The sequence below is a fragment of the Metamycoplasma orale ATCC 23714 genome (assembly GCF_000420105.1).
In the GTDB taxonomy this organism is placed as follows: domain Bacteria; phylum Bacillota_I; class Bacilli_A; order Mycoplasmatales; family Metamycoplasmataceae; genus Metamycoplasma; species Metamycoplasma orale.
This window is the reverse complement of sequence record NZ_ATUH01000004.1, coordinates 1-22,404: the sequence shown is the minus strand read 5'-3', so window position 1 is coordinate 22,404 and position 22,404 is coordinate 1. Positions and strand designations below refer to the sequence as shown.

Annotated in this window: 23 protein-coding genes, 2 tRNA genes and 1 other RNA gene; 8 read left to right on the top strand and 18 right to left on the bottom strand. The window is 24.0% G+C overall.

Going from position 1 to position 22,404, the window contains the following annotated elements; genetic code table 4:
* Positions 1–75: 75 nt before the first annotated feature.
* The gene (locus F795_RS06390; protein ID WP_022935916.1) at positions 76–2,118 is read right to left on the bottom strand and encodes a hypothetical protein; all 2,043 of its coding nucleotides are present in this window, start codon (positions 2,116–2,118) and stop codon (positions 76–78) included.
* An 80-nt stretch (positions 2,119–2,198) separates the two neighbouring features.
* Positions 2,199–2,295: signal recognition particle sRNA small type (ffs, locus tag F795_RS03730), an RNA gene on the bottom strand.
* Between the two features lie 171 nt (positions 2,296–2,466).
* On the opposite strand from ffs, the gene F795_RS03350 reads away from it, so the two are divergent.
* The 4 genes from F795_RS03350 to recU all read left to right on the top strand — a co-directional run bounded on the left by F795_RS03350 (position 2,467) and on the right by recU (position 7,122).
* Positions 2,467–3,603: a helix-turn-helix domain-containing protein gene (locus F795_RS03350; RefSeq protein WP_022935915.1), complete on the top strand. Its 1,137-nt coding sequence runs from the start codon at positions 2,467–2,469 to the stop codon at positions 3,601–3,603.
* Positions 3,575–4,399, top strand: a complete 825-nt coding sequence (locus F795_RS06385; RefSeq protein ID WP_022935914.1) for an MAGa7180 family putative nuclease — start codon at positions 3,575–3,577, stop codon at positions 4,397–4,399. The genes F795_RS03350 and F795_RS06385 overlap by 29 nt, the downstream gene beginning before the upstream one ends.
* Positions 4,400–4,479: 80 nt before the next feature.
* A complete protein-coding gene (locus F795_RS0101170; RefSeq protein WP_165000484.1) occupies positions 4,480–6,513 on the top strand; it encodes a UU173 family protein in 2,034 nt (677 codons plus the stop codon).
* 84 nt (positions 6,514–6,597) lie between these two features.
* Complete coding sequence (gene recU / locus F795_RS0101165) at positions 6,598–7,122, top strand: Holliday junction resolvase RecU (protein ID WP_022935912.1); 525 nt, start codon at positions 6,598–6,600, stop codon at positions 7,120–7,122.
* Here recU and F795_RS0101160 read toward each other — a convergent pair.
* From F795_RS0101160 to prfA, 10 genes are all read right to left on the bottom strand, one after another.
* Complete coding sequence (locus F795_RS0101160) at positions 7,119–7,397, bottom strand: HU family DNA-binding protein (protein WP_022935911.1); 279 nt, start codon at positions 7,395–7,397, stop codon at positions 7,119–7,121. The two genes, recU and F795_RS0101160, sit on opposite strands and share 4 nt — an antisense overlap.
* A gap of 61 nt (positions 7,398–7,458) precedes the next feature.
* The gene (locus F795_RS0101155; protein WP_022935910.1) at positions 7,459–8,445 is read right to left on the bottom strand and encodes an NAD(P)H-dependent glycerol-3-phosphate dehydrogenase; all 987 of its coding nucleotides are present in this window, start codon (positions 8,443–8,445) and stop codon (positions 7,459–7,461) included.
* A 1-nt stretch (position 8,446) separates the two neighbouring features.
* A complete protein-coding gene (gene der, locus F795_RS06380; RefSeq protein ID WP_022935909.1) occupies positions 8,447–9,757 on the bottom strand; it encodes a ribosome biogenesis GTPase Der in 1,311 nt (436 codons plus the stop codon).
* Entirely contained in the window at positions 9,757–10,422 is a 666-nt protein-coding gene (gene cmk, locus F795_RS0101145; RefSeq protein WP_022935908.1) for a (d)CMP kinase, read from the bottom strand. The genes der and cmk overlap by 1 nt, the downstream gene beginning before the upstream one ends.
* 8 nt (positions 10,423–10,430) lie before the next feature.
* Positions 10,431–10,799 carry a hypothetical protein gene (locus F795_RS0101140; RefSeq protein WP_022935907.1) on the bottom strand — a complete coding sequence of 123 codons (369 nt, stop codon included), beginning with the start codon at positions 10,797–10,799 and terminating at the stop codon, positions 10,431–10,433.
* Positions 10,799–11,860: a hypothetical protein gene (locus tag F795_RS06375; RefSeq protein WP_022935906.1), complete on the bottom strand. Its 1,062-nt coding sequence runs from the start codon at positions 11,858–11,860 to the stop codon at positions 10,799–10,801. The genes F795_RS0101140 and F795_RS06375 overlap by 1 nt, the downstream gene beginning before the upstream one ends.
* 84 nt (positions 11,861–11,944) lie before the next feature.
* The gene (gene topA, locus F795_RS0101130; protein WP_022935905.1) at positions 11,945–13,810 is read right to left on the bottom strand and encodes a type I DNA topoisomerase; all 1,866 of its coding nucleotides are present in this window, start codon (positions 13,808–13,810) and stop codon (positions 11,945–11,947) included.
* Positions 13,811–13,972: 162 nt separating this feature from the next.
* Positions 13,973–15,088, bottom strand: coding sequence for a molecular chaperone DnaJ (gene dnaJ, locus F795_RS0101125; RefSeq protein ID WP_022935904.1), 1,116 nt, complete (start codon positions 15,086–15,088; stop codon positions 13,973–13,975).
* 371 nt (positions 15,089–15,459) lie between these two features.
* Positions 15,460–16,167 (bottom strand): peptide chain release factor N(5)-glutamine methyltransferase, encoded by a 708-nt coding sequence (locus F795_RS06370; protein WP_022935903.1) that lies wholly within the window; start codon positions 16,165–16,167, stop codon positions 15,460–15,462.
* Entirely contained in the window at positions 16,167–17,246 is a 1,080-nt protein-coding gene (gene prfA / locus F795_RS0101115; RefSeq protein ID WP_027120247.1) for a peptide chain release factor 1, read from the bottom strand. Before prfA ends, F795_RS06370 begins: the two co-directional genes overlap by 1 nt.
* A 59-nt stretch (positions 17,247–17,305) precedes the next feature.
* Between prfA and F795_RS0101110 the strand changes: the two genes are divergently transcribed.
* Positions 17,306–17,380: transfer RNA gene (locus tag F795_RS0101110), tRNA-Thr, on the top strand.
* 100 nt (positions 17,381–17,480) lie between these two features.
* On the opposite strand, the gene F795_RS06365 is transcribed toward F795_RS0101110, so the two are convergent.
* The 5 genes from F795_RS06365 to F795_RS06355 form a co-directional block, all read right to left on the bottom strand.
* Positions 17,481–17,556, bottom strand: a tRNA-Trp gene (locus F795_RS06365).
* 28 nt (positions 17,557–17,584) lie between these two features.
* Positions 17,585–17,815, bottom strand: a complete 231-nt coding sequence (locus F795_RS0101100; RefSeq protein WP_022935901.1) for an acyl carrier protein — start codon at positions 17,813–17,815, stop codon at positions 17,585–17,587.
* 22 nt (positions 17,816–17,837) lie between these two features.
* Positions 17,838–18,362: an MHO_1590 family protein gene (locus F795_RS0101095; protein WP_022935900.1), complete on the bottom strand. Its 525-nt coding sequence runs from the start codon at positions 18,360–18,362 to the stop codon at positions 17,838–17,840.
* Between the two features lie 8 nt (positions 18,363–18,370).
* A complete protein-coding gene (locus tag F795_RS06360) occupies positions 18,371–19,504 on the bottom strand; it encodes an MHO_1580 family protein (protein WP_022935899.1) in 1,134 nt (377 codons plus the stop codon).
* Positions 19,497–19,841, bottom strand: a complete 345-nt coding sequence (locus F795_RS06355) for a hypothetical protein (protein ID WP_022935898.1) — start codon at positions 19,839–19,841, stop codon at positions 19,497–19,499. The genes F795_RS06360 and F795_RS06355 overlap by 8 nt, the downstream gene beginning before the upstream one ends.
* Before the next feature lie 134 nt (positions 19,842–19,975).
* Between F795_RS06355 and F795_RS0101080 the strand changes: the two genes are divergently transcribed.
* Positions 19,976–20,689, top strand: coding sequence for a pseudouridine synthase (locus tag F795_RS0101080; RefSeq protein ID WP_022935897.1), 714 nt, complete (start codon positions 19,976–19,978; stop codon positions 20,687–20,689).
* A gap of 52 nt (positions 20,690–20,741) precedes the next feature.
* On the opposite strand, the gene F795_RS0101075 is transcribed toward F795_RS0101080, so the two are convergent.
* Positions 20,742–21,140: a cytidine deaminase gene (locus F795_RS0101075; RefSeq protein ID WP_022935896.1), complete on the bottom strand. Its 399-nt coding sequence runs from the start codon at positions 21,138–21,140 to the stop codon at positions 20,742–20,744.
* 503 nt (positions 21,141–21,643) lie between these two features.
* On the opposite strand from F795_RS0101075, the gene F795_RS0101070 reads away from it, so the two are divergent.
* Together F795_RS0101070 and F795_RS03340 are read left to right on the top strand one after the other, a co-directional pair.
* On the top strand, positions 21,644–22,030 hold the full coding sequence (locus F795_RS0101070) for an MG284/MPN403 family protein (protein WP_022935895.1): 387 nt from the start codon (positions 21,644–21,646) through the stop codon (positions 22,028–22,030).
* Positions 22,031–22,188: 158 nt separating this feature from the next.
* On the top strand, positions 22,189–22,404 hold a 216-nt coding region (locus F795_RS03340), incomplete at its 3' end, for a helix-turn-helix domain-containing protein (protein ID WP_040538404.1).

Below are 22,404 nucleotides of genomic sequence, written 5' to 3'. Positions count from 1 at the left end.
TATATATGTATTTTTCTTAACATAAAAAAATATAAAAAAAGTAGGCAAGTTTTTTGCCTACCTCATATATTTAAATTAATCTAATTCTAGAATTTGTTCAAATACTTCTTCGCTATCATTAGCACCATTTCCAATTTTGCCTATTTTTCATCTAAGAATATATTTTCCATCTTCAAAATATACATTTATACCTTTGTCATTGCTTCCATAGTTATCTATTTTTCCGATATTTGCTTTATTACCACTACCATGTGTATTTAGGTGCATACTATTAGCTATTTCTGCATTTATTGTTAAGCCTTCAATTTCAACACCATCCTTTTTCTTATTTAAAATTTTGTTGTTATTTATTACAAATAAACCTCTTATTGGGTTTTTCATTGCTGTTTTAATTTGTTCTTTTTTAGTAGGGTCAATTACAAATAATTTCTTTTGTTTAGAAAATTCATAAAGTTTTGCTAAAGAAGCATCATATTTATTGGTAAAACTTAAATTAAATGTCTTTTCAAATGTAGCTGAAGTTGCTTTTTGTACAAATTTAATTGTTACAGCTACTTCACCAGTCATGTTATTTGAGTCACCAACATTTATTTCTTCAATATTAAATAGTTCTTCATGATTAGGATCTTTAAATTTAATTGTTATATTATCTTTAGTAACAGAACTTGCTCATTTTGCTGATGAAATAATTGTTACATCATTGATTATACTAGTAGGATTATTTGCAGGAATTTTAAATCCTTCTATGCTAAATTCTTTAAATGAAGTTTCTCCGCTAGTTGAAGTTAAAGTAATTTTTACATTTAATTCTCCACTAAATTCGTTAATTTCACCTATTACTTCTGCAACAAATGAAGTTGCTTGTAAAACATATGGTGTGTTATTTTTAAAGAATTTAATTTTACTTTGATCAATGCCATTAGTTTTAATTGTGGTTAATTCAATTGCATCTTTTCCTTCATAGTCAACTACTAAGTCAGTAAAGTCAGCTTTATTTGGGTTTTCTTTAAAGCCGCTAATTGTTGCCTCAAATTCTTTATATGCAATTGGCGCAGCTGATTGAACTTCATTACTATTAACTAATTTGAATTTGATAGATACACTATTATTATCAAAATTTTTAGTTACATTAGTTTTTTCATATTCAACTTTGGCATTTATATTTGGTGTTAATGCTGGTCATTGAACTTTTTCTCAATCAAAGTCATTAATTAAAGTTGTTGCTTTATCTTTATAGTCAATTTGATTAATTCATTTATTAACTTCATCTTCTAATTCTTTAGGAGAGTGAATATCAAATTTTTGTTTAGATGATTCAAGTGTTTTTAGGTCAATTAACATAGGTTGATTTTTTCCCATAAATTGAGCTAATCTACCTTTAATTGAATATCCCTTTTCATCTTTTGAAAGAATTACAGTTTTATCTTCGTTGTCCGGGTTTAAAACATTAATATGTTCAGGTATACTTAAATTTTCAAATAATTTAATTTTATCTGGTGCTTTATAGTCTTTACTATAAATGCTTCTATTAGTATAGTCATAGTATAAAGTATCGCCATTTTTAGCAACGGTTTCTAAATATTCTTTAGCTTCTAAAGAAGGAATTAATTTAAATTCCTTAAAATGTTCTCTTTCATCTAAAATAGTAGATTTAGATGTTTTATGACATTGTATTGAGCGAATAATTTCATCAGAAATAAATTTGCCTTTTTTAATTTTAAATTTAATTTCTCTTAGTCCACTCATATATAGATCTTCAGTTAAATCGTCTACTGGTTTTCCAAAAGCTAGGTCAACAATTTCATATCCTAATTTTGAAGGTTCTTTGCCATCAAGTAATATTTTTACTTTTGATAAATCCAATTCAGGAATATCAATTTTTTCAAACCCTCCTTCATTTTGATAAGTTTCAGATATTACTAATTTAGCAATATCTTGTTTAAATTCTTCTTCAGTTTTTTCAGGATCTGGTTTCGAAGGATCTGGTTTTGAAGGATCAGGTTTCGCAGGATCTGGCTTTGCAGGATCTACTGGTTTTGTTGTAGTACATTTAGCAGCTACAGTTAAAGGTATTAATGGAGTGATTGCTAATAATCACGCAAAATTTATTTTTTTCATATGTTTCCTTATATTTTTGTAAAAAATGATTATATATTAATTATACCATAATTAACCTTGTAACAAATTTTGATAAAAAAAGTAAAACAAAAACCGCAAGACACGATACTTCTTGATGTGGCTGCTATATCTCTATCCTGACCAGGTTACAAGGTTATTGTTCTTACGGCATAAATTATTATATATTATTTTTTACTTTTTTAAATAAATCATTGTTATCTCAATTCATAAACCAAAAAGTTATTTTTCTTGTATATTTTTTTGTACATTTTTATACACTTTTTTTAACCTAAAGGAAATTTAAATAATATAATAAAATATATTAAAATATTTTGTTATGGAGAAAAAATGGCTAATAATTTAAAGTATGAAAAAAAAGTATTAAATATCGAACAAAAAAACTTTGCACAAGAAATAAAAGTTTTTTTGAATAAATATCAAATCACTCAAAAAGAATTATCGCTTCGTTTACATCTTAGTATAAAACATATAAATTCAATTTTAAATAATGAAATTAAAAGAATATCCGCAAGTGTTCTTGATAATTTGGAATATGTTTTAAAATTACCATTTGGATCTTTAACTAGACTTTATCATGAACATATAGCACTAAATGAAGTTCAAAACATTTCTAATGTAGAACAACAATTACGCGAATATGGAATTGATTATATTTCAGATCACCCTGAATTATTTTTGCGTTATGGAGTTTTAATAGAAAAAAATATGCCTTTATATAAAAAAATGATGCAAATGAAAAAGTTTTATGGTGTTTCTATTTTAAGCGATTATTTTAAATATTTAGATGTGCATGCATTAGCTGATGCTACAAAATATACTCAAAGACCAAATTCAATTGTTTGAATTAGATTATGCGAAAATTGTATTAATTTTGAAAACTTATATATAGGTACATTTAGAAAAAATGGTTTTGAATTATGCTTTAAAAAAGTTCTAAACTATATGAATAGTAATGAATATTCAATTTTTGAAAGACTAGAAAAAATTAAAGAATTTTTATATTCAAAAGGTATTGTTTTGGTTTTAAAACCTTTTATTGAAAATAGTTATATTAAAAGTATAACAATAAAAAAAGGCGGAAAAAGATATATCTTTTTATCAGATATGTTAAACACTGAACCATTAATATTCTTTGCATTGTTACATGAATTAGTGCATTGCTACTTTCCTAATTTTAATGAAGAGCAAATTGATAAAAAAGTTATTTCTCAATATCGTAAATGAGAAAAAAATCACAAATCAAATTACAAAGCTATTTATGATGCAATTAATTATATTAACGTTGTAGCACCATGAAGTGAAAATGAAAAAAATGGTAAACCTTTAGATGAAATTACTAAACAACATCTTTTAAGTTTATTACAAAAAAATTATGAATATGTCACATTTGAAGATAAAACATATGATGAAAAAAATGAATGCGAGGAAAAATTAAATGATAATACCAAAAAGATTATGTTATAACAATAGCCATTATAAATTAGATAAAAATACTAAAACTTTAGTTTTGAATAAAGAATACCACAAACAATTACTTGATAATGCAGGTAAGTTTGGTGGTTTTAAAAAAATAACTGCTACATATTTAGGTGATATTTTGAAAGTAGATAACTTTAAAAGCCCTTTTGCAGTATTTGGCCGTTTATGTGGTGTACCAATGCCGGTCCTAGATGAAAAATACATAAATGCTGGTGTGATTTTAGAACCAAAGATAAGGGAAAAAATTGAAGAATCTTTAGGTTCTCATCTTGAAACATATGATGCTAAAGAATATAATTATGATTATTTTAAAGATAATAAGTTTTTTGGCGGATTGCCCGATGGATATTCAAAAGAGAAAAATTTAATTATTGAGATTAAAACAACAAACGTTAAAAATATTGAAAATTGAGAAAAATATGGGTTGCCTAAAAATTATTTATTACAAGCTCAGCTTTATGCTTATTTAATGAAAGCTGATAAATATTCGATTGTTGTATTATTTTTAGAAGATGATGATTATAAGGACCCTGCATCTGTTGATATTAATAAAAGATATCTAAAGAATTATCGTTTTACTTTAGATATTCCTAAATTAGAAGATAACTTAAAAAAAGTGGAAGATTGATATGATAAATATACAAAATTAGGTATTAGTCCTGAATGAAATGATTCCATAGATGCTGATTATTTAAAATTTTTGGAATGTTCTAATAAAGAAGAATGAGAAAAATTATATTGCAAGTGAGTAGAAGAAGGGAAAGCAGTACCAAAATGTTAAAAAATGTTCCAAAATTTTTTTCCTTTAAACATTATGCAAACTTTGTGTTGTATGATAAGTTTTATTTTTTAAATAAAAGTATGTGCGAAGAATCATTATTTTCATTTGATGAAGAAGAAAATGATGAAGATATTGATATTTTAAGTAAGTATAATTCTTTAGATTTTGATTTTTATGAAAATAATTTAGATGAAATTATTTTAAAAAATATTAACGACAAAGAAGTTCATAAAGATTACTTAGAACTAAATAATTTAAATGATAAATTAAAATTTGCAAATAAGTTAAATGAATCTAAAGCAAATTTAATAAATAATTTACCCCAAAATATAAAATCAGAATTTGACACTATATTAGAAAACTTTTTAAATTCAAGTTATGAAAGCATTCAACTTGAATATGATAAATATTATTCTGAAGCTCAAAAATTTATTCAGGCTCAATATAAAATAAGCGATGATAAAGTTAAATTTATTAGTCCAAAATTTTCTAAAGAAAATCAAATTGTAGAAACTAAAAATGCAATTGAGGAAGGTTATGAATTAATTTTTAATCCTATTTTAGAATATAAAAAAGCTATTAGTAAATTATCATATTATTTTCCTCAATTACAGCTTGGTGGAAATATATTAATATCTCCGAAAGCCAAAAATATTAATATTATTAATGCATATTATGACCTAAATATCTATAAACAAAATAATTTAGATATTAAAGCATATAACTTTTGTTTTCCTTATAAAAAGAAAAAAGGTATAAATAGGTATATTTGAAAAAAAGATAAAATAGAATTTCATATTTCAAATGACGGTACTCTTAGCAAAGAAAAAAACTTCTTTGAAATACTTGATGAAAATAAAAGCGTTGATATTCTTAATTTAATTGATTCACTTGAAAATACTGTTGATTATAAAAGATTTGATGAATATATAGATTATATTAATAATCTAGAAAAACATGAAAAAGAATTAAATAGAATGCCTAACATTCAATACTTTAAAGACTTACAAGCTAGAAATAGTAGTCCAGTAGGAGATAGTTCTTTTATAAAAGACGATTTTATAAAACGTTATGTTCCAGCAGATTATTTACCTTGATCAAAAGAATTTTACGCTTTATATATCTTTGACAAAAATAATATTGAATTTCCTATTCTTAAGCCTAGTGTAAATAATAAAACCAATAGTCAAATATTTAATTCGATGCGTGAAGCATTTAACATTTTTATGAACAATGACAATTTAATTTATATAAGTGAAGATGTTAAAAAATTAAAACATGAAATTACATTAGCTAGATTAAAGGAAACAAAAAAACAAAATTTTGTTTGATTTGATTTTGAAGGTTTTACAAATTTATTTCCTATTATTGATTATCACATCCCTTTTACACAATTAATTTCTCAATTATCAGTAATGCAAACTACTTGAAATAATGAAATTAATAATTATGAAATAGTTGAATCAAAAACTAAAGATTACGTATATGATCCTTTAAATTATTCATATAAAACTTTAATGAAAATTATTGATGATATATATGTTGAATATGCAGACGCATATGTTGTTTATAATCAAAATTATGAAAAATCTAGAATAGAAGAAATTGAACAAATGCTTGAACTATATTGAAAAAATGATAATGTAATAAATGAAAATGTTTTTATTGAATATAAAAATAAAATTGCAAGAATAATTGAGAATTTATTAGATTTGAATGATATTACTAAAGTTTCAAGCTTTGCAAAATTGGAAGATTGTATGTTTGTTCCTTTAGCGCTTAAAGGGAAATATTCAATAAAATGTTTTGAAAAATATATTACTCATAACAATATTTCCTTAAAACATAAAATAACCCCGTATAAAGAACTTGATATTCAAAATGGTGTTATGGCTATGGAAAAAGCTACTTTAAGAATGCTAAATCAAATCGGCAATAATGAATGATATGGTAAAAACGGCAAAGAAGGCGTTGAAGCTCAACTAAAAAAATATTGTCATAATGATGTTTTAGCAATGATAATGACAGCTGAATTTATCTTAAAAGTGTTTAATAATAAAGATAAATATATTAAGGAATTTAACGACGCTCTTTATAATTCAAGAAAAAAATAGCAAATTATTAAATTAAGTCTAAGATAACTTAGACTTTTTTATTAAATTTTAATTTTAATTCATATTTATCTTAAAATATAATATATGAATATAAACGGTAGTAAAAATCGAGGAATGCTTTTAGAAACAATTTTAAACCAAAGCAATTTTTACTATTTAAAAAATAACATTTGTTTAGTGCATAAAAAGAATCTTGATATTAAATTTAAGTCTGTTTCTAAATCTAATAATAAAGAAAATTTAGTAAGTGAAGGAAAAATTATATCTAAAAGTACTGTGGATTATTATGGACTTTGAAATGGCAAGTTTTTGGCTTTTGAGGCTAAAAGTACAGAAGACAAAACATTTTCATTAAATAATATTAAACCTCATCAAATTGAATATTTAGATTTAGTTACTAAACTTGATGGTATTGCCTTTTATATATTTTATTTTAAGATACAAAATGAATTTATTTTAATAATGCATAAAGATTTTATTAAAAAGATAAAAAATAAAAAATCCTTGCAATATGAAGAAGCATTAGAAATTGGCCATAAACTAGTGCTTATCTATCCAGGGATTTTAGATTATATAAGTGTTTTAAATAATTTAGAAAAAAGTAATTAGTTTCTATTAACTTGTGCTTTGAAAACATCTGAGAATCTAAATTTAGGTTCTGTTTTTGCAGGTACAATTATTTTTTCTTTTGTGAAATGGTTTAATCTTTCAATTTCAGGTTTGTCAATAGTAGAAAATGTTCCAAAACCTGATATTGAAACTATTTCTTTTTTAGCAAGTTCTTCTGCAATAATTTTTTCAAGTTCGTCAAAAATTGATTCAATTAAAACTTGAGGATGTCCAGTATTTTCACTTGCACGAACAATTAAGTCTCTTTTATTCATTATGTTTTACCTCTTTCTAAATTTGTAAATTAGTAATAATATATTACCATATTTTTGCTTATTATTCATATTTTGGAATAAGTTTTATAAGTTCATTAATACAATTATTAGGATTTTCATTTAAAAATATTAGCCTATAAAGGCATTCAACAATAGGAAGCTTAATAGCTTTTGTTTCTACATATTTTTCATATACAGTTTTAATTGATTGAATACCTTCAACGGTTACATTAGGTTTATTTTGCCCATTAAAGAAATTTTTACCATAGGTAAAATTTCTAGAATTATTTGACATAGATGTTAATATCATATCTCCAAGACCTGATAATCCATTTAATGTTTCTTCTTTACCATTTAAAAACTTGCAAAACTTTTTCATTTCTTTTAAAGCAAAAGTTAAAAATGATGCTTGTGTATTAATTGTATAATTTAAGGCAATTAAAAGTCCACTTCCAATAGCAATTATATTTTTATATATAGAGCCTATTTCAGCACCAATAACATCAGTTTGAACTAGAACTTTAAAATAATTATTTGAAAATATACTTTGTACTTCTTTAATTAATTCTATATCATGGCTTACACCAACAACACATGTTATAGCTTTTTTAACTATTTCTAAAGCAAAAGATGGACCGATTAGCGAGACAATACCTTTAATGTTTTTATTTTCCTTAGTTAGCATATTAAGTTTTTGATGAATAGTATCAGAACTATTAGGATAAAAGCCTTTACATACATTTATAATAGTTACTTTAGAACAATTTAAATTTTGTAAAACTTCATTAACAACATCTTCTAAAAATTTTGAAGGAACAGCGAGCAAAATAAAATTTGTATTTTCTAATGCTTCTTTTAAGTTTTTTGTTACTGAAAATTTGTTTAACTTTTCATGTGGAAAATAATTTTTATTAAACCCTTTTGATAAATCATTTAATTCATCTTCATTTATTCCATAAATTATAACATCATTTTTATTGTCAACCAAAACGTTGGCGCACGCAGTGCCCATTGCACCTGAGCCAATAATTGTTATCTTCTTAACCATATTAATCCTCTTTATTTTTGTTTTTTAAAACTAACTTAATTGGGGCACCAATAAAGTTATATGTTGATCTAATTTGATTTTCAATGTATCTTAAATAAGTGAAGTGTGCTAATTTCTTATCATTTACAAATAAAAGAAATGTTGGTATTTTAGCATCAACCTGTTTAGCAAATTTAATAGTTAGCCTTTTACCGTTAATCGAAGAAGCTGGCTTAATTAATTGAGATGTTACTATAAGTTGATTTAATTGATTAGTGTTTATTTTTCGACTTATATTTTCCCTTACCATTAAAATTGTATCTCTTAGCTTATCCATTCTTTTGTTTTTAAGAGCCGATATAAATACAATTGGCGCATAATCAACAAACTTCAATTTCTTTTGTAATTCTTTTTTATATTTATCCATTGTATCAGTATCAGCTTCAATTAAATCTCATTTGTTAACTACTATAATTAGTGGTTTTTCTTGTTCAAATGCTAAACCAATAACATTTTGGTGAAATAAAGAAATTTCTTCTTTAGCATCTAAAATTAATAAGCAAAGTGAAGCTTCAGCAACAGAATTAGTTGCTCTTAATAAAGAATAATGTTCAATGCTATCAGTTAATTTGCTTTTTCTCTTAATTCCAGCAGTATCTATAATTTCAAATTCTTGGTCTTTTATTTTAATAAATGTAGATACTGAATCTCTTGTTGTTCCTGGTATATCGCTAACAATTGATCGATTTGAATTTGATAATGTGTTTAAAATTGTACTTTTACCAACGTTAGGTTTTCCTAATAAAGTTAATTTAAATGTTTCCTTTAAATCTTTAGTTTCATTAGGCAAATTTTTAATAATTTCATCAAGCAAATCGCCTAAATGTTTTCCATGAATTGCTGAAATTAAAAATATGTCTTTAAAACCTAAAGAATATATTTTTGGGTCAATATCATTTTCAGAACTTTCGAGTTTATTAACTGCAATTAAAACTTTCTTATTTGCTTTTCTTAATAATGAAGCAATATAATAATCTTCTTCGGTTAAATTTTCTCTACCATCTAATACAAAAACAATAACATTTGCTTCTTCAATGGCTATTTGTGCTTGAAATTCAATTAAAGATCTAAAATCACTATTTTTATCTGTAGTTATTCCACCAGTGTCAATAATTTTAAATTGTTTACCACATCAAAGCGCATTTTCATATAATCTATCTCTTGTAACTCCAGGAGTATCATATACAATAGATTTTCTTTTATCAATTATTTTATTAAATAATGTGCTTTTACCAACATTAGGTTTTCCTATTATTGCAACAACACCACTCATTATTTAATCCTTTTTTCAATTTCTTTGTAAAGTGCATTAAAGTTTTCTTCAATAGACATATTAGTTGTATCTATTTCAATTGAACCTTCACTTACTTTTAAAGGGTCAATTTCTCTATGGCTATCAGCATAATCTCTTTCAATAATTGATTTTAGTATTTCGTCATAATTAGAAGGAATGTTTAATTCTATATTTTGTTTAATCCTTCTTTTAGCTCTAACTTCAGGACTAGCTCATAAAAAGAATTTAACATCTGCGTTTGGTAAAATTCTATAAGTTGCATCTCTACCATCAACAATTACGCCTTTTTCATTATGTGCAACTGTTTGAATGTATAAATTTACTTTTTCTCTAATAGACTTAAACTTTGCAATTTTTGAAGCTAATTTAGAAATATTATCTTCTCTAATTACTTTTCCAACATTTTGGTTTTTGAAAAAAACATCATTATTGTCAACAAAAATTATGTCCTCAAATTTTCAAGCATCATTGATTAAATTTTCATTTTCGGTATCTAAATTATTTATAAAAGCATTATATGCAATTACTCTATAAATTGATCCACTACTAATGTATTTATAATTTAATTTTTTAGCAATCATTTCAGACATAACAGATTTTCCAACGCCACTTGGTCCATCAATAGCAATATTAATTTTTTTCATATGTTTCCTTATTTATCTTCTAATTTTTCAATCTCTTGAATTTTTTCTTTTAATAATTTTATATTACTTTCAATTTCTTCATCAAAATAAAAGTTATTTTTGCTAAATTTGTTTTTTTGTAAAGATTCTTCTCTTTGCTTTGAAATCTTATTAATTCTATTAATAATAGCAATTATTTCTTCATCATTTTTATTAATTATATTGTCTTTACTTTGTTTAACTAATTTAGTATTATGGTTTAATTCAAAATATTTTTGTATATCATCATCAATAAAAATGTTGTCTACATTTTTTGTATTAAAAAAATTTTGAATGTTTTTAAACATTTCAACGTACTTTTCATTTTCATTTATAATTTTATCTTTTTTATTTTTCATTATATACCAACTATTGTTAAAATTATTCTTCTAGGTTTGCTTTTAGTAATAGAAGTTTTGCTATGATAAATATAATCAATTGTTAAATAGTTCAAGTTTTTCTTATTATTTCAGTTAACATAAGCATATTCATTTAGTTTATATTTATTTAAAATATCAGGGTTGGTAGAATCAGGGTTTGGATAAGGATTTATTATTTCATTGTTTAATCCTGATTTTTCATTTTCATAAAATTCTGGAATATATGGAAAAATATCATACTTATCTTCTGGATAAATATCTGGGAAAATTTTTGCTTCTTTGAATATTTTTAATATTCAATCTCAAACTTCTTTTCTAAAAGTTTCAGATGCAAATCATTTAGTACCATTTTGATCAGTAATTTCTTCACCAGGCGCTCTTTTTCTCAATATTGCTTTTATTTCTGCATCATATTTTTCACTTCATAATTTTTTGAATTCTTCAGTATTAAAATTTTCTGCATATTCATTTATAACAACTGTCTTAGTTATTTTTTTGTAATATTTTTTATTTTTTTTAGCATCAAGTTCACCCTTAATGAAATTTTTATTTAATGTTATTTCAAAGGTAATATCTAATTCATTTTCATTTTTGTCTTTAGACAATTCTAAATCTAAATAATTTAATAATATTTTTTTGCCTGTATTAAAGTCAATGTTATTTTTAATATACAAATTAATAAAATCATTAATATCAAATAGTTTATTTTGTTTACTAAAATTATATGAATCTATAATTTCACTAGCATTTTGGGCAACGTCTCATGCAGAATAAAGTTCCACATTATTGCAAATTTTTTCAAATTGTTTTAGCGAAATGCTCTCTTTTTCATATGATATATTGTTTTTATAAACAAAATAAATAGTTCCAGCTAAAGATCCGCCAATAAGAATTGGGGTTGTAGTTCAAAGTAAAATTTTCTTTCTTTTTGCTTTTTTTAGTATTTCATCAAAAGATAAATTATGTTTATTAGTACTTGTAACTTTTGATTCATTTGATTTATTATTGTTATTTTCGTTATTGTTGTTGTCTAATTTCATATTAAAAATTGTACTTTATTTTTAAAAATATAAAAAAAATAGAACAATTAAGTTCTATTAATTAATTTTTGTAAACCTTTAGGTTTAGTTTACTGAATTCTTTTTAGCTTTAAATTTTCATTTGAAGTTCTTTTGTCCATCAATATTTCTTAAATATTTGCATTTAGGAAATGATGAACAACCAATAAACTTTTTGTGATCTCTCTTGGTATATCTATATATTAAATCTGATCCACATTCAGGGCAAAGCTCATTAACTAATTCTTGAGGTAGTGTACTTATTTCCATAGTTTCAGTTACATATTCAAAATTGCCAGTGAATTTTTCTCAAAATTCTTTAAGCAACAATTTGTAATCACTTTTTCCAACACTAATTTCATCGAGTAATTCTTCAACTTGTGCTGTATATTCTTCAGTAATGGTATCAGGAAAACCTTCAATTAATTTTTCTAATACAACTTTTCCAAATTCTGTAGGGTGTAAAGCACCATTAATAGTTTCAACAAAAAGACGTTTTTTAATAACAGAAATAGTAGATGCAAATGTTGAAGGACGTCCTACTTTTATATCATCTAACATTTTAATTAGAGAACCATCGTTATATCTTGCTGGCGGTTGAGTTTCTTTATCTTCTCTAATGTATTCATCAACATCAATATAATCGCCTACTTTAAAGTTAATAATTCCATTATCTTTTTCTTCATAGCCTATTACTTTGTAATAACCGTCAAATGTTACATTAGTAAATGATAATCTAAAATTATATTGGTGGTTATTGCCTTCATTTAAAAGTTCATATCTTCTAATTTCTCTAATAGGACTAGCCATTATTGCACAAATTGTTTTATTATAAATTGTTTTATATATTTGATAATCAACGTCGCTTAATTTGTATTCATCTCTTGCTTTATCAGGAGTTAATTCAATATTTGTTGGTCTAATAGCTTCGTGAGCATCTTGATCTCCGCTAGTACCTTTAACATTTTCTCCAACATATTCTTTTCCATAAACTTTTTCAATGTATTTTTTAGCTTTTTCAATAAATGTTGCTGATAATCTAGTTGAATCAGTTCTTGGATATGAGATTATACCTTCTTCAAATAATTTTTGAGCAGATGATTGTACAACTTGAGAACTATATTTAGCTTCTTTATATAATATTGATTGTTTAAAAGGTGTGTGTTGAGCTTCTTTTTTACTTGAAACTTTAAAGTCTATAACTTTTAATTTTTTAGATGAATTTATATTATTAAATATTTCTTCAATGTTTTCACGACTTATTCAAGTATTATCATTTTTAAATTCACATAATTCAGTTGGGTAATAAAAGCTAGCATTTGGACACTTATTTATTTTAGCTTCGATTTTTGAATAATAGGTAGGAATAAATCTTTCTATTTCTTTTTCACGATCACAGACCAATTTTAAAGCAATTGATTGAACTCTACCAGCTGAAGGATTGGTAGGCGTATTTTTAACTTTTGCTTTCATTAATTGAGAAAGTTTAAAACCGATGATCCTGTCTAACATTCTTCTAGTTTTTTGTGCTTCTACTAAGTTTTTATCAATTTCTAGTGGATTATCAATAGCAGCTTTAATAGCGTCTTGTGTGATTTCATTATATTTAATTCTTTGATATTTATTTTCAATTTTTAATGTATCAACTAAGTTTTGAGCAATAGCTTCACCTTCACGGTCAGGGTCAGTAGCAACTAAAACAATTTTTGCTTCTTTTGCTGCTTGCTTTAACTCTTTTATAACTTTTGATTTACTACTATCTGGAACCATTATTGGTTCTCAATTCTCAAAGTCTATACCTAAATTATTAGTCCCTCTAGTGGACATTTTTAAAATATGTCCTACTGAAGAAATAACTTCATAACTATCGTCCAAATATTTTTTTATTGTTTTAACTTTGTTTGGTGATTCAACTATCATTAATTTTTCCATAATATTACCTACAACCTTTTTTATGATAATTGCTATATATAATAGCATAAGATTTTATGATATAGTTAAAAAGTAAAAAAAATATTTTGCATTTTTATATTTGTTAAAAACGTAATTTTTTGCTAATTATTTTTAATAATTAAAATAAAAAAAAGACGAGTTTTAAAACTCATCTAATCATTTTGTGTATTCATTATTATCAGTTGTTTCAAATGCTTCAATAACTTTATTTAAATTATCTTTTGTGAATTTTGGAATATATGGTTTTAATGTAACTAATAAATTACCACGTTTTTTAGTACCTAAAATAGTTGCACCATAGTTTTCGATTTTGATAATCTTATCAAATTTCATATCTCTTGTTAATTTTATTTGTACTTTTCCATATGGTGTTGGAATCAATATTTTATTTTCTAAAATAATGTCCTTCATTGAAACTGGCACTGATAAAAGAATATCATCATTTACTCTTTCATAATATTTATGTTCTCTAACATGAACAACTATATATAAAGAACCATTTTCGCCACCATCTAAAGAAGGCATACCATAACCTTTTTTAACAATAGTTTGTTCATTACTAATTCCGGCAGGAATATCAATGTCTAAATTAATTTTCTTTCTTTCTAGACCGGCTCCATTACATAAATGACAAATTTTTGAAATTATTTTACCAGTTCCAGCACAATGTCTACAAGTTGTTTGAGTTGTAAAAAATGCAACTTTTTGTTCAATTCTTCCTGTTCCATTGCAATGTTCACATGTTTTAAAATCAGAAGGATTTTCTGCTTTGCTTCCATTACAATTAGAACAAATAACTGATTGCGAAACGGGAATTGTAGTTTTCTTACCATTTATTGCATCTAGAAAATCAATAGTTATGCTTATTTGAACGTCATTTCCTGGGGTAGCTCTATTTCTTCTATTAGATGTTTGTCCACCAAAGTTGCCAAATATCTCCTCAAAAATATCTCCACCGCCAAATCCGCCTTGGAATGATTTGAAAAAGTCAGCAAAAATATCTTCGGCTGCTGTTCCAAATTGTGCTTGATCAAATGCTTGATGACCATACTTATCATATTTAGCTCTTTTTTCAGGATCGGATAAAATTTCATATGCTTCAGATACTTCTTTAAATTTTTCTTCTGCATCTGGTTCTTTATTTCTATCTGGGTGATATTTCATAGCTAATTTTCTATAAGCTGTCTTTATTTCACGTTCAGTAGCATCTTTGTTAATTTCTAAAACTTCATAATAATCTCTTTTGTTTTTTGCCATAGTAATTAATATTTTAGCACATTTTTGTTGAGAGTGCTAAAAGTTTTTTAATATTTTTAATTAACATTTTTGCATGGGCTATTTTAAAATTCAATTGTTATATTTAGCTAAAATTTATACAGTAATAAATAATACTTATTACTTTTATTTTAATTTTTAAAATATATGGTTTATTATATGGTTTATATTAAATTGATTTTAAGGAAAAATAAAAAAATAAAGTCATTTAATTTGACTTAAATGACCATTAAATACTTTTAGTTCAAGTTAGCAATATAGTAAAATTGCTAAACAAAAAAATTATAAGAAATATTATTACTTAACATTTATTTATTATATATGTTTAGAGTTCTTGATTATTCAAATTTAGTTTATTTTAAATCACCGTATTTAATTATTGCTATTCTATTTTTATTATTTATGTCTTTTATTATTTTTATATTTTGATATTTATTTTTAAGCATATCTGCAACAAAATCGTCAACTTCAAATAAAATGTGTCCATTCTCTTTTAAATATTTTTTAGCATTTTTTAAAATAGTTTCATAATGTTTAAACCCATTATTTTTTGCATATAAAGCTTTTTTAGGATCATATTTTAAAGAACCTATGTAAGGTGTATTTTTTAAGCTTAAATATGGAGGATTTGAAATTATTAGATCATATTTATTATTTATTTTTTTAAATCAATTTGATTTAAAAACATTCACTTCTAAATTATTAAGTTTAGCATTTTTTTTAGTTTGTTTAATTGCTGCATTTGATATATCAACCATATCAACATCACAATTAATATTTTTTTTAATTGCTAAGCCAATAAATCCCGAGCCACATCCTAAGTCCAAAACTTTTGAATCTTTATTAATATATTTATAAGATTCTAAAATTAATTCTTCTGTTTCATATCGAGGAATTAAAACATTGTAAGATAAATCAATGTGAACATTTTGCAATATTTGATAACCAATTATTTTTTGAACAGGACAATTTTTTCTTAAAAGTTTTTCTTCTTGTTTAGAAATAAAAAGCGGCAAATTATATCTTTGCTTTTCTCGTAACAAAATTTCTTTTTCAATCATTAAAGGCCAGCTTCTTTTATTTTAGTAGCTTTTTCATCAGCAATTAAAGCATCAATAATTTTGCCTAAATCGCCATCCATTATAGTTTTAAGTGAAATTGAAAATCCTATTCTATGATCTGTTATTCTATCTTGTGGATAGTTATATGTTCTAATTTTTTCAGATCTATCTCCAGTGCCTGCTTGCATTCTAAGTCCGTGTTCTTCTTCATCACGTTTTTTTATTTCTAATTCATATAATTTAGATTTAAGAATTTTTAATGCAGTTTCTTTGTTTTGGATTTGGCTTCTTTCGTCTTGTGAAGTTACAACAATATTAGTTTTTTTATGAGTTATTCTAACAGCTGAGTCAGTTGTGTTAACTGATTGTCCGCCAGCGCCTGAACTTCTAAATACATCAACTTCAATATCTTCAGGTCTAATATCAATTTTAATATCATCTTCAATTTCGGGTAAAACTGTAACAGTAGCAGTTGAAGTATGCACTCTTCCTTGAGTTTCTGTAACCGGAACTCTTTGAACACGGTGTACTCCGCTTTCAAACTTAAATTTAGAATAAACCATTTCACCTTTAATGGTAAAAACTAATAAACTATATCCACCCGCTGCTCCAAAAGTTGAATCAACAATTTTTATTTTAAAACCTTCGTTTTCGCAATATTTTTGATACATTTTGAAAAGGTCGCCTGAAAATAAGTTAGCTTCATCTCCTCCAGCTGCACCTCTAATTTCAACAATAACATTTCTTTTATCATTTTCATCTTTGGGCAAAAGAAGTTCTTTTAATTTATTTTCTAAATTTTGCATTGTTTCTTCTTGAATAGTAATATCATCTTTTGCAAGATTTAATAATTCTTCATCATTTTCAGTTTCAAGTATTTGTTTTGATTCATTATAAGAATTTTCAGAAGCTAAATATTTTTGAAAAGTTAAATAAATATCTTCGATATCAGTTTTTTCTTTATTTATTTGATTGTATTTTTTAATATCGTTGTAAATTTCGGCATTTGAAAGCTGAGATAAGTAGTTTTCATACTTATCTTTAATAGCCATCAAGGATTTATACATAGTTTTTTCCATAATTTATTTATTATAACAAATTTTAATATATAATAAATAAGAACTTTTCAAAAAAGAATGCCGTTTTAGCTCAGTGGTAGAGCACTTCCATGGTAAGGAAGGGGTCGCTAGTTCAATCCTAGTAAACGGCACCATTTCAACTAAGTTGTAAAAGTAAAATGCTAGAAAAACTTCTGGCATTTTTATTAAAATAAAAAAACTAGAAAATAATCTAGTTTTACATTAAAAATGATATGGCAGGGGTAGCAGGACTCGAACCCACAACACACGGGGTTGAAGCCCGTTGTTCTGCCGATTGAACTATACCCCTAAATTAAAGAAAACAAAACCATTATACATTATTTTTTGTTTTCTTTGCTATTTATTATATTAATAATATCATCAACTAATTTAATTTCCATAAGCTCTTGGTCACTAACATGTAAATTAAATTTTTTTTCTAAATCTGTTACTAACATTAAAAGATCTAAACTATCAATTTCCAAGTCTTTAATTAAGCTTTTTTCATTAAAATTCTTTTTAGTGTATTTTTTTATTTCTTCAAATATTAAATTTTTTTTGTTGTCCATAACTACTTTATTATATATAAAATTAAATTGTATTTATTGAAATCCTATAATTTCTAAATGCTTTTTTTGTTTTATTAAATCAAATAAAATATAAATCTACATTTTGATTATCTATTCTATTAAATGAATATTTAATCATTCCGTCAGTTACAGTTATTCTTGAAATAATGTCTTTAATCATATATTCAACCATATTATCATCAATTCAACCTTGGCCATCTTTATAATTTAATTGATCATAATATTCTTTTTGATCTACAATTGGAAAAACTTCATCTCCATTAATTTCTTCTAAAGTTTTATCGTCATATATTTCATTTGGTTTTTTAGAATATATTGGCGAATCATTCTTTTCATCTTGTTTATTATTTGAATTAGAAGACCCGTTAGTATCTTTTTTATTTTCTTCAATTTCATTTGATTGGGATTTTTCAACATTTTTATCTTTTTTAATTTTTAATAGTATAGCTGCACTTGCCCCTGCTATTGCTGCTATAGAAATTATTGAAAGTGATGAAACTAAAAGTATTTTTTTATTTATTGTCATTTATTGTCCTATCAAAACTTAATATTCAAATTATTTATATTTTTAACATTTTTGAATCAAATACTTCCTCAATTTTTAGGGACTGATTCAAAATAATTTTTTTCTAATACACTTAATTTTATTAAACCATTTAGATATGAGAAAAATGGTTTTTTAATTTCTTGGTTGTAGGTTAGTTTAATATCAGAAATATTTTTATTAAAATATATAGATATTTTATGGCTAAAGTTTCCATAAAAATTTAGTGGTATTAATAGGCCTTCTTTAGCATCTAAACTTTCGTTACCTATAATAGTTTTCTTTAGATTTTTATCATAATAACTATAGCTAGGAACATAAGCCAATAAATTATTTTTATTAGATTTATCTAGCTGCACCATAAATTTATTTTGAATATATTCATTTTCAGTTTCATTTTTAATATTCAAGTTATAAATGTCGAGTTGATGAATATCGCTGCTTTGCTTAGTGCTTTTTTCTCAATTTTTTGAAGCAGTAATTTTGTAAAGAAGATTGCTATGAAAGCCTTGTTTTAGCTGCGTTGGTATAAAATTAAAATTTAAATATTGCACATCCATATATTGATCATATTTTTCAAAATTAGCTACTTTATTAAAATGTGAGATTTTAATGTCACTAATTAATTTAATGTTTGCATTTTCTTCAACTTTAATGTTAGTTTGCAAAGGTACCAAATTAAACTTATAATTTAAAGCATAAAGCTTTTCTCATCTGTTTCTGTTATTTAAAATATTAATTTCAAATAATAAATTTCTTAGTTTATTAAAAGTAATATTTTTTCCATTGCTATCTTTGCTTAAAATACATTGAAACTTATATCCTTCTTCTGCATTAAAATTATTTGCACTAAACATTTTTTCAAATTTAATTTCTTTATTATCAATACTTGAATATATTGAAACATCTGAAATATTGATGTTATTATTTTTGAAAATAAATTCTAAAATTAATTCATCTGTTGATATTAGCCTTTTAATATTTATTGTGAACTTTTCATTGTCGTTTATGTAATTTTCATTTAATATACGCTTTTCTAATTCATAATTTAATTTTTCTGCAAAAACATTATTTATGTTTTGATTGTATCTATTTATTTGTACAATATTTGGATCATTAAACATAATAATTTTGATATTTATTTATTGATTTTTTGAATATGTTTTTGCTTAATAAAAATTTCATAAATAAGTTAACTACAAAATTTAATTTTTTGTAATATGTACTTTTTGATCAAATTCTTAAATATCATTCTGGATTCGAATTACAAAAAATGAAGTTATTTATAAATATTGTTTTTTCATCTTTGTAAAGTGAATTTATAAAAAATTCAAGATTGTCATTACTTTCACTATTTTTAAAATTAAATAGTTTGCCATATAAACAAAAGTTTTTTATAAATTTTTTCTTTTGCGCTAATGTGTTTAGATTTTGTAAAATATTTTTTTCACTTTTTTGCATTTTTTTCTTTCTGCCTTTTTCTAGGCAAAATAATTACATAACAAATTAGTTGCAATATTGCAACTTTGAGACTTTAATTTTTTGATATTTGTATATAATATATACAAATATAAATTTTTGAAAGTCTCACAATTATGGAAGAAAAAATAAGAATACAGAAATTTTTAAGTCAAAATAGCATTTGTTCAAGAAGAGAAGCTGAAAAATTAATTAATGAAAAAAAGTTATTTATTAATGGAAAAGTTGCTGAACTTGGTCAAAAAGTTAATGAAAATGATGAAATTAAAATTAATGGAAAAGTTTTATCTTTAACTAAGAACATTAATCATTTTTACATTTTATTTAATAAACCCAAAAGATTAATTTGTACTCAAAAAGATCCTCAAAATAGAAAAACTATTTTTCAATATTTAAATTTAAATCAATTGTGTTTTTCGGTTGGCAGACTTGATTATGATACAAGTGGTGTAATTATTATTACAAACGATGGAGAATTTACAAACTTCTTATCTCATCCATCTAATAATTTTGAAAGAGAATATGTAGCTGAACTAGAAAAAGAGCTAGATGAAAAAAATTTATTATTTTTAAATAGTGATAAAGTAATTTTAAATGGTAAAAAATCTAAGCAAGAAGTTATTGCTTTAGGAAACAACAAATATAAAGTTAAATTATTTGAAGGTAGAAATCACCATGTTAAAAATTTATTTTTATTGGTTAATAATTATGTTTTAAATTTACATAGAACTAGATATGCAATTTTTAGTGATAAAAATTTAGAAATTGGAAAGTGAAGAAATATTACAATTAATGAATTGCAAGCTTTAAATTATAAAATTAAAAAATAACTTTAAAAAAAACAAAAGGACTCAACTTTAATTTGAGTCCTTTTAACTTTAATTAAAATTTAATATCTTTATCTTGCACTTGATAAGGAACAAGTTCGTTTATGGTTTTAATGTCAGTTTTTGAACCATCATTGTTATAGAAATAAACTTTTGCGCCATCTTCTAAAAATTGTGTCATAACTTGTAAACAGCCTGAGCAGCAATAAAGAATATTTTTTAAATTAGAAGCAACGTGCATTTCTTTAAATGATTTAACTTTTCCACCATATGCTACTGAGCCAAATAAACATGATCTTTCAGCGCAAAGTCCACTTGGAAATGCTGGGTTTTCAACATTTACACCAAAAAATGCATTGTTATTATTATCAATTGCACATGCAACAACCTTAACATTAGAATATGGGCTATATGCAAGATTTAATTTTTCTTGTAATAATTCAAATATTTTCATATCTTAATTTTACCATTTTTGTTGTATAAATATAAAAGTAAAATATTCTTTGTTTTTTCATTTAATTATTTTCATTTTAATTTACTCATACTAAAAAATAAAATAAGTGATCTGCGCATATCACTTATTTTCTTCGGCTTTACCCGGTTGCTTATCACAACAGCAGTAGAATTAACTATGCCCTGTGATTTGATACAAATAAATGATATCACATATATTAAAATTATTTTTATAAAATTTTTTATTTTTTTAATTTTCATTTAAAAAAGTTTAATTTAATTTATTTTTAGTTTGTAAATGAAAATAAAAATTTTTCATTTTAATATTTAATAAATACTTAGTTTCAATATTTTTAATTAGTAAAAATATTGAAATTTTTATATATTTAACACATTAAATATATAATTTTGTTGCAAAAAATATTATCATGAAATGATAAAAAAATCGTACTATAATTATTTTGTATCGCATCTTTATGCCACATATTAAAAAAGGTTTAACATATGGTAAAAGATAATAAAAAAGACATAACTAAATATAGTCTAAAAGAAAGATATGAAATTGTTGTTAAATATTTTAGATTTATAGCTTTTTCAAATCAAATACATAAAATTAGTACTGAAAATTTACTATCAAATAATAAAGAACTTCAAAAAATAATTACTGTAATTCAAAATGCAATAGATATTAAACATTTAACAAATTTTAAAAGTTTTAAAGAAATATCAGATGCAATATGCAAACATTTAGGTAGTGATCATAAATTAATTTTTGAATACGTTCTTGTTAAAAAACGTAATGATTTATGATGAAAAAAATATTTTTCAAAATCTACATATTATCGTAAATTAAGCTCACTTTTAAATTTTTTAATCATGCTTTTGCTTTAAAAAGTCCCGACAAATTGGGACTTGCTACATTGCAACATGAAGTGCAACACTTGACAAATTTGTTAAAGTTGTTGCATTTTTTTTATAAAATAAAATTGAAGGGATACTTTTCCCTTCAATATAACTCTTATGCATTGCTTAAAAAAAGAGGTTACAATATGAATTATACACATATTAATTATGAAGAGAGAGTTTTAATTGAACATTATTTTAATTTAAATTATTCAATTAATAAAATCGCTAAAGAAATTAATAGATCTCCTTCTACTATTTCTAGGGAATTAAAAAGAAACTTTGATAGCAACATAATGAATTACAATTCGAACTCTGCAAGTCAATTAGCACGCAAAAGAAGATATCATCGTTTTTATTTT